1 protein-coding gene and 1 pseudogene are annotated in these 938 nt (G+C 55.2%); both read right to left on the bottom strand.

What is annotated here, in order from left to right:
- A partial coding sequence (locus EXE42_RS15940) for an HTH domain-containing protein (RefSeq protein WP_241988416.1) occupies window positions 1-236 on the bottom strand: 236 nt, incomplete at its 3' end.
- Window positions 237-409: 173 nt separating this feature from the next.
- Window positions 410-601: pseudogene (locus EXE42_RS15945) on the bottom strand (DUF955 domain-containing protein); the annotation flags it as partial.
- Window positions 602-938: the final 337 nt, after the last annotated feature.

The raw sequence follows: 938 nt of genomic DNA on the forward strand, positions 1-938 counted from the left end.
GGCGTCTCTCGAATTCGGATGGCCCCGATACTGTCGAGCAGGTTCACAGCTCGCCAGACCGTTGAGCGGGTGACACCTGTGGCGTCGACAAGTTCAGGAATCGTAAACTCCGTCTCGTGAGCGTCGGCGAGTAGCCGGAGGATGTCGTCTGCGGCACCGATACGAAACACATCAGTATCCTGGTCGGGATACGCATCGATACAGACCGTTATATCCTGTTTTGTAATTTCAGACACTATCTGATATTGCGCAACAAGATATAAACAAATAGCGGCGACACGCAGACAGACGCTCTACCACTCCCCGGGTGATCCGGCTAGGACTCTGTCGGCTCCAGCATGGCTGGCTCGACATTGATTCGGAGGCGATACGTATTGTCGATCGATCCGGTGTCGGGCCGCGTGGGGTCCAACAAGGTCCGATACGAGTAGTCGTGGAAGCGGCTCTGGATGTCCAGCCACTCCTGGAACTCCTCACTAGTCTGCGCGTCGTCGACGCCGGCGACGAGGTCGTCGATCCACTTTTTGATGGTACTGTTCATTTCGTCTGATCGCGTGTTGGTCTCTTCGAAGGAGATCGACGAGTCTCTGGTCGTGGACATCGTGTTCACCGAATCGAGTTCACGGCGACTGCGTCTGTTCAGATCGTGCCGCACCCCTCAGGGGCGTCTAAAAACACATCGCAACAGCGCAACTGACCGGTTCAATCGATTCTGCGGGGGAAATACTCAAAGTACAAATACTACAGATCGGTCACCGATGGGGACTTACGACTGCTCCTACCACCTCTACAAAACGAGGGGGCAGATTGCTTGATGTTGCTACTGGTTCCCCTTTTATTCATCTATGACCACACTCTCGAAACAGCGGATTCAGCACAATCAGGTCGCGATCTACGCCGTCGCCGCTCTCCTCTCGGTTGGGGCCGGGTTTGGGCTC

It is taken from the genome of Halorubrum sp. SP3, from assembly GCF_005435195.1.
GTDB classification, from domain to species: domain Archaea; phylum Halobacteriota; class Halobacteria; order Halobacteriales; family Haloferacaceae; genus Halorubrum; species Halorubrum sodomense.